Raw genomic sequence first — 7,406 nt, forward strand, 5'->3', positions numbered from 1 at the left:
CGATCCCGGTCACGCATGAACCCTGCTCACCTACAACTGGGTGCACTCCGACCTACAACACCGGCCAAAAACCACGAATAGTTCGAAATCGAATACGCACGCGTACCAGTATTGTTGACGCGAATGCTCGACAGCTTCCACTCAAGCAACTCCCTGGGTGGTACTCGTTCTACGGGGCAATGGGCATCGGGTCAGCACCTACTTCCAGACCCGCGGGCAGGGCATGGCCATACTCGAGCGCACCGGGTGGGACACCCTCTGGTCCGCGGCCGCAATCAAGGTCTACGGCGGCGGATCCGGCGACACACAGTTCCTCGAATCTCTCTCCAAGTCCATCGGCCAGTACGACGCGAAAATCCGCAGCTCCTCGACCTCGAGAAACGGGTCATCCCGGTCCGTGCAGACCCAGCGGCGGGACATCATGTCCGTTTCCCAGCTCTCCGAGCTCCCGGCAAACCGGGCGTGGGTGAAGACCTCCACCGGTGGTGGGACCATCGTGCGCACCGTGCCCTGGTTCCGTGACAAGACCATCAGCGCCCGCATCGGGTCAACGGTCGAACGCATCAAGACGACGCAGGCAGGACAACACGAATGACCAAACCCGACGCCACACCGGCCCTCGAACCTAACGGTTACAACGACCGGGGAGAGGACTTCGCCTTCACACCCGAGGAACTCGTGGACTGGGTCGAGGGTTTGGTGGCGATGCTCGAGTCGGTGGACCGGTCGCAAAACCAGTACTGGTGCTCCCAGTGGTGGAACCACCCCGAAGCCGTCGACCGGTTCCGGGGACTGTACGAGCAGTGGCTCGAGGCCCAGCAAATGGTGGGATGTCGTCGTGGTGGATCGACCACTACGACCGCCACGCCGCCGTCCTTTTCGCGAAACGAGGACCGTTTGAGGAGTGCGGGACGACGCACGTTCTCAAAACTGCTCGGAGAGTCCTAGCGATCGATCAGCCACCTATCGGCTGGTCCTGGTAGCTCCACAGAACTAGCCCGAGGACGAGTACCGGTCTGACGACACTAACTCAGTGGCTCACCCACAGGTGGACGGCTTTGAGCTCTGTCCTTCGGGCTCCATCCGCCCACAGGTGGATGACCCGCTCTATGGGCGGGCACTCCTGCATTGCCCGTCAGTTTTGCAGAGCTAGCGGTCATCGCGGATGAAATCGAATCGAACGCCTTCCTCGTCATCTTTCAGGACGATGACAACGCCATACTGCGGGGTCCAGCTCCGCGACACGAGGAAGTATCGCCCGCCGGTGCGTTCCAGTAATCGCAGACCGCTGTACTGGTATCCGTAGTCGGAAGTCGCGAGCTGACGGGTGTCGACTCCTGGCGCCGCGATGTTCAGGGGACGCGTACTGTGAACCACTACCTCCGGGAGCGTGGGTAGTTGCCGCTTGAAATTGCCGGCCAGCTCGGTCCCTTCGACGGTCGCATAGTTGGCAGCAGTTGAGAACAGTGCCACGCAAACGAGGGTCGCCGTGCAGAGGCGCATCCAGTGTGTGCGTGCCTCGGAGATTGGGACATGCTCCGGAAGGGCGCCCCTGAGTTGTAAGGAGTAGAGAAACAGCAGCAGGCCTGCCGCCAGGGCGAGGGGAAAGGAGACGAAGGCGAAAGCTGGCCAAATTCCCCTCACGGACCAGATGCCTAGGGGAATAAGCACGATGGCAGCCGGCAGAAGTCTGGTTGCCCATGTGAACACGGCATCGTCGGGTCCCTTCCTTATCACCCGTGTCTCGAGCCAATGGTCCGCGATCGTCCACAGCAGCCCCGAGAGGGCGACCACGATAAGGAGGATCAAGACCGGCCGGACGCTGCGGAGCATGTACTCCACAGTGGTCATGCCGAGGATGCTCTCATCGATGCCCAAGCGTTTCGCCTGCACTTCGCTGCGGACCCAGCCGAAGTAAACCAGCAACGCACTCAATACACCCACGTTGCCCAACCCCGCGGCCACCCGGCGTAGGAGGTCGCCGTGGCCATCCCGGGCGGTTTCCTCCCCCTCCGGGGCTGAAGCAGCCGGGCTTGGACGATCCGGCCCGCGGGGGCCGTACGTCCGGCCCCGGCGGGAAGCAGAGTGCATGCGCGGCCGGAGCGGGCTGCCCCTCATCAGCTCGCCGCGGGAGAGGGCGCCACCGCAGGATCGCTGACCGCGGGCGCGGGCTCGGGCTCGGGCTCGGGCTCGGGCTCGGGCTCGGGCTCGGGAGACGGTGTGGGCTGGTCCAGAGGGACTGCTTCCTGGCCGGGAGGAGGACTGCCTTCGCTGGTAGTGCTTTCGTCGATATCGAGGGTCAGGGGGTCGTCGAGGGCAGGGTATTGGCCGCGGTACGGCGGTGCCTGCCCTCCGGGACAGGGGAAGTCGGTGCGGGGTTTTTGCTCGAGAACACTGCGCACCGACTTATACATGTCGCATTCGGCGACGCCTTCGGGTGCGAGTCCGTCGAGGCCATAGACATCCCGGGCGTGGTTAAAATACTGCTGTCCGCCAGCCATGTCCCCGAAGCAGATCCTTGTCCCGGCAGCGAACAAAAGGACGTTGCGGGGGCTGCGGAAGCCATAGCGGGCATCCGAAAAGATGAAGTCTTCGCCCTCCTGGCACCCTCTGGTCAGGCTGCTGTAGGCAGGTCCATCATTTCCCGTCACGCTGGTATCACTTGCGGGTAGTCCCCACTCGTACACCACCGGTGTTTCATCAACGTTTGTGCTCTCGTCAATATCGAGGGTCAACGGGTCGTCGATAGCTGGGTATTGACCGCGGTACGGCGGCGCTTCCCCACCGGGACACGAAAAGTCGGTGCGCGGTTTCTGCTCGAGAACACTCCTCACCGACTTGTATACGTCGCATTCGGGTGCGACCCCGTTGAACCCTTCGGGCAGAAGTCCGTCGAAGCCGTACCCGTCCCGGGCCTGGTTGAAATACTGCTGTCCACCGGCAGTGTCCCCGAAACAGATCCTTACGCCGGCGGCGAAGAGCACGGCGTTGCGGGGGCTGCGGAAGCCGTAGCGGGCACCCGAGAAGACAAAGTCCTCCCCCTCCTGGCACCCTCTCATCAGGCTGGCGTAGGCGGGTCCATCCTGTCCCCTGACGCTGGTATCACTTGCGGGCAACCCCCATGCATACACCACAGGGCTTTCATCATCCCCGCCAGTATCAGAGCCGCCGTTACCTCCGTTGGAACCGTTGCTGGCGGAGCCGTCCTTACCTTCGCTGGAACCATCGGAACCGTTATTGCCGCCGGAACCGCTGCTGGCGGAGCCGCCGTTACCTCTGTTGTCACCGTTGTCAGCTCTACCGTCTTCCGTGTCGGAAGTTACCGTGGGCTGATTCTCACCACCACCAGGCTCGGTTGGATCAGCTGGCCCAGCGCAACTACACCCCGGGATCAGAACGGCAAGGACAAGGGACATAGTTGCTGCCGCCCGCTGTGGCCGGGATCGAAGAGATCTTTGTTGCTTGTGCACCATCACTCTGCGCCGCCTCGGGGTCACCATGCGCAAGTGCACGACCGATCCGTGCGCTGACAACCGTGCGCTCTTTGGCGTTACCGCGGCGTTACCGGCGCCTCGGATCCTGCCCCGATCAAGCCCCACGTAGTGCTTGAGTCTGGAAGGCCAGCGAAAGCGGAATGAAAATAGGATGAACTTTGCCGTCAAAAAGCCAGCAAGCTGTTTGGTGCACCAATCATCGCCTCGGGCGAGTCTCCCTCATCCTTGGTGTAGTGCGGCGTCGCGGGGACATGAGCCCGCCGCGCCCGCAACTTACCGGCACACCCGGTGAGGCCTTATCGACAGGGGTATCTCGCGCAGCAGTTCTCCTGCCGACGGGACGCCCCGGGTGAGCGTAGCGGGTACTGCTTCGGTCCGAGTTGCCATCGTCCACGGCGAGGGCGGAGGTGAAGGGCACCAGAGTATGACGATTGCCGAAGGGTCGGAATTGTTGTTCACGATTAACGCGATAACGCACCGATAACGCACCCCCTCCTATGGTGTGCCCCACCAGCTTCGAAGAGACGTCCTGGCGACATATCTCGCAGTCATGATCAACAGGTTCACGCTCCTTTGCATGCCAAGGGATCCACAGGCCAGCGCTGAGCAACCATCGAAGGAGCAAACCCATGGAAATCCCGAACCATGTGATCACCGCGACCGATGCGCGGTTCCAGACACGGCATGACTCACGAGCCGACACGGAACAAAAAATCGCAGTGGCACATTCCGCCGAGGGCAGCCTCCTCGATGTGGACACGCCCGATCGGGTGGAGTTGCGTACCCGGCGGATCCTGCGTCAACCAATAATCGTGGACGCGCTGAGCGCGACCCCTGACGCTTCCCCGAAAGCCGGCGGTGCGGTGGGGGATGTTCATATGCTCGAGCGGATCATCGGTGGAAACAACCTGCTGGGCATCGCGTTCCTTGAACTGGGTACGGCCGTCTCCTGCAGTGTCGGGCGGGTCATCGTCCGCGACCGTATCCAGATCCGCGGCTTCGGTACCGGATTCCTGATCTCCCCGCGCCTGGCCCTGACGAACAACCACGTTCTTCCCGACGCGCAGTCAGCCCGTTTCTCCCGCCTGGAATTCAACTTCCAAAATGACCTCGGCGGCCGTCCTCTGGCTACATCCCAGTTCGACCTGGAACCTGATGCCTTCTTCCAGACAGACCCGGCCCTGGACGTCACCGTGGTGGCAGTCGCCGCGCAGTCACGCGCCGACGGGACCACTTCATCGATGCCACTGGCTGCCTTCGGCTTCAACCGCACCTCCAGGGACCAAGGCAAAATATTGCTGGGTGAATCGATCAACATCATCCAGCACCCGGAAGGCCAGGAAAAACAGCTCGCACTTCAGCAGAACGAACTCATTGACCGATTCGACCAGTTCCTGCACTACCACACTGACACGTCACCGGGTTCCTCCGGTTCGCCGCTGTACAACAACCAGTGGGAACTCCTTGGCCTGCATCACTCCGGGGTACCTGCCCGTAATGCCGCCGGGGACATTCTGGCCGCAGACGGCACGGTGTGGGACCAGACGCAGGGTGAACTGAAGATCCAGTGGATAGCCAATGAGGGTATCCGTATCAGCAGCATTCTGGCGTGGCTGGACACGCTAGCTGAGGGAATGAACACTGATCAACGGGCACTGCTGAAGGAGGCCCTGGACCCGAATTCAGATCCCGTCGAGCCACAAAGCCCGGTGGAAAAACAGCAATCCCAGCCCGGGACGGAACAGGTGCAGGAGCAACCCACCGCACCGGTAAACGGGGAAGTTACCCTCACCATTCCACTGCAGGTCACCGTCCGGCTCGGCGCGGTACAGTTCGGCGCGGCACAGCTGGCGCAAGCCCCTGATACCGCACCCCCAGGGCCCGATCAGGATGCGATTCCTGGCACCAGCGGGGCCGCGACCCCAGAGGCCATCGCGATAGATCCCGACTACGCAGGGCGAGCAGGGTACGACCCGGAGTTCCTGCACATGCCTGTGCCCCTGCCCGTCCTGACGGAGGAACAACGTGCGAGTGTTGCACTGAACCGCCGGGCAGCCGAGGGGCAGGACGCAACCGTCCTGCCTTACCACCACTTCAGCCTCGTAATGCATAGGGAAAGACGCCTGGCCCTGTACACGGTCGTGAACGTCGACGGTCAGCTCAGCCAGTCGCCCAAACGCGACAGAGATAGGTGGTACTTCGATCCGCGACTGGAGCAGGCGGAGCAGATCGGTGAGGATCTCTACGCGGACAATGACTTTGACCGCGGGCATCTGGTCCGGCGCCTTGACCCGGCCTGGGGGCCGGACAAGGTCGCCCGGTTAGCCAACGACGATACCTTCCACTTCACCAACTGCTCCCCTCAGCACAAACTCTTCAACCAGGGGGCCTCGCTCTGGGCCGGCCTTGAGGACTATCTGCTCGAAACCGCCAAGGCCGACAAGCTCCGGCTCACATTATTCACCGGCCCGGTTCTCCGCGCGGACGACCCGGACTTCCAGGGGGTGCAGATCCCGCTGGCGTTCTGGAAGATCCCGGTATTCCAGCGCTCGGACGGAGGGCACTCCGCCAGCGCCTACATGATCAGCCAGCACGAACTGGTCGGGCACATACTCACCGAATCCTTCACCCCTGCTACATTCCAGGTCCCGGTCCGCAGTATCAGTGAACTCACCGGCCTGAACTTCTCCCACCTCTTCGACTGGGACCCCATGAATGAGGACTTCTCACCCCTACCCAGGGCTCAGGAAGCATTAGTCACCCGCACCCCGGCCCGTGAACTGGGCACCTTCGACGACCTGCACCTCTAGCTGCGGCCGGCCCTCGGAGTCCAACACAACGGGACCTGACGGCCACCGGCGCCGGCCCTTGGTGGGGAGGTCCGGCGGAAGGCCGGGCGGAAGGCCGGGCAAGTCTGTGGCTCGACGTCTCCATGCGGGCGGACGATTTCTGCATAGACAGTTGATGTCCCAGGCCGGGGAACATGTGCACAAGTTGTGTTCGTCTAGGCTACGTTCACGCTGGCTGGGAACTCATGGCACGGAGGCGAGGCGAATCGTGACTTTGCTGGGGTGGCCTTCGGTGAAGACCGGGGTGCTTACCGTGGAGATCTGGTCGCCCCGACTGACGCGGCCGTCCCCGTCGAGGTCGGCGTGTACGCGCACCTCGTAGCGGACCTTAGGGTTCACCTCCGGCACGGAGAGTACGAAACTCAAGCCTGTGTTGCCCGGGGGGTGTTCAACGGTGAGGGAGAGGCTGGCCGCGACACCTGCGGCGGCATCCGCGCGGGTGGTGTCTTCGACGATCACGTGGAGTACCGTGCCCGGCGGTACTGGCCGCGCTGGGTCGAAAAGGACTGTCCCTGAAAGCGCCCTGGGAATCAATGACATGTGAACATCCTCCGGGCCCGAGGTCATGGTGTCTGCAACGGCCCACTTCCGGCACGACAAGCAGGCAGAACGTATTGATCGGCTGCCAGCCGCTGCTGAGAGTTTTCAGACCTGCCGTCATCCGAAGGAAACGTGCGAGCGAGGGCAGCAGCAGGGTTGTAAGCCAGCGCTGTCCACTTCCATCGGTCCTGTAGTTGTGGAACTCATTGGGCCGAGTAAGGGTCGGCGCCTGCTACCCACGGCTCTGGGTAGTAGGCCGCAGGGGATTCGCTCGGCCGTCGGCCGCGCATTGGCTGATCCAGATCAGCCAGCAGGGCGCTACAAGCTCATCCAGCCAGGAACCGGGGGTGCTTCTCCACCCGCCACCCGCCGGCCGAGTACGCGAAGTTGTCCACCACCTTGACCGGCGCCCTGAACGTGCCGTCCCCGTTGTTCAGCGACACCCACACCCCGGCATCACCGAAGCCCACGATGTCCGCCCTACCATCCCCGGTCACATCCGCCAGGAACCGCGGATGCTTCT

General features: G+C 62.7%; 6 protein-coding genes and 1 pseudogene. 3 read left to right on the forward strand and 4 right to left on the reverse strand.

What is annotated here, in order from left to right:
* Positions 1–157 precede the first annotated feature (157 nt).
* Both ACX80I_RS17140 and ACX80I_RS17145 read left to right on the forward strand, forming a co-directional pair.
* Positions 158–595: a TraM recognition domain-containing protein gene (locus ACX80I_RS17140; RefSeq protein WP_459346309.1), complete on the forward strand. Its 438-nt coding sequence runs from the start codon at positions 158–160 to the stop codon at positions 593–595.
* 110 nt (positions 596–705) lie between these two features.
* Positions 706–983, forward strand: a pseudogene (locus tag ACX80I_RS17145) (DUF4913 domain-containing protein).
* Positions 984–1,149: 166 nt separating this feature from the next.
* On the opposite strand, the gene ACX80I_RS17150 reads toward ACX80I_RS17145, so the two are convergent.
* Together ACX80I_RS17150 and ACX80I_RS17155 are read right to left on the reverse strand one after the other, a co-directional pair.
* Positions 1,150–1,935: a hypothetical protein gene (locus ACX80I_RS17150; RefSeq protein ID WP_459346310.1), complete on the reverse strand. Its 786-nt coding sequence runs from the start codon at positions 1,933–1,935 to the stop codon at positions 1,150–1,152.
* A 182-nt stretch (positions 1,936–2,117) separates the two neighbouring features.
* Positions 2,118–3,116: a hypothetical protein gene (locus tag ACX80I_RS17155; protein ID WP_459346311.1), complete on the reverse strand. Its 999-nt coding sequence runs from the start codon at positions 3,114–3,116 to the stop codon at positions 2,118–2,120.
* Between the two features lie 1,007 nt (positions 3,117–4,123).
* Between ACX80I_RS17155 and ACX80I_RS17160 the strand changes: the two genes are divergently transcribed.
* Positions 4,124–6,304 (forward strand): DNA/RNA non-specific endonuclease, encoded by a 2,181-nt coding sequence (locus ACX80I_RS17160; protein WP_459346312.1) that lies wholly within the window; start codon positions 4,124–4,126, stop codon positions 6,302–6,304.
* 222 nt (positions 6,305–6,526) lie between these two features.
* Here ACX80I_RS17160 and ACX80I_RS17165 read toward each other — a convergent pair whose 3' ends face one another.
* Together ACX80I_RS17165 and ACX80I_RS17170 are read right to left on the reverse strand one after the other, a co-directional pair.
* Positions 6,527–6,910, reverse strand: a complete 384-nt coding sequence (locus ACX80I_RS17165; RefSeq protein ID WP_459346313.1) for a YbaY family lipoprotein — start codon at positions 6,908–6,910, stop codon at positions 6,527–6,529.
* 299 nt (positions 6,911–7,209) lie between these two features.
* The coding region (locus ACX80I_RS17170) for an FG-GAP repeat domain-containing protein (RefSeq protein ID WP_459346314.1) at positions 7,210–7,406 on the reverse strand (197 nt) is incomplete at its 5' end.

This window comes from Arthrobacter rhamnosi (assembly GCF_054510855.1).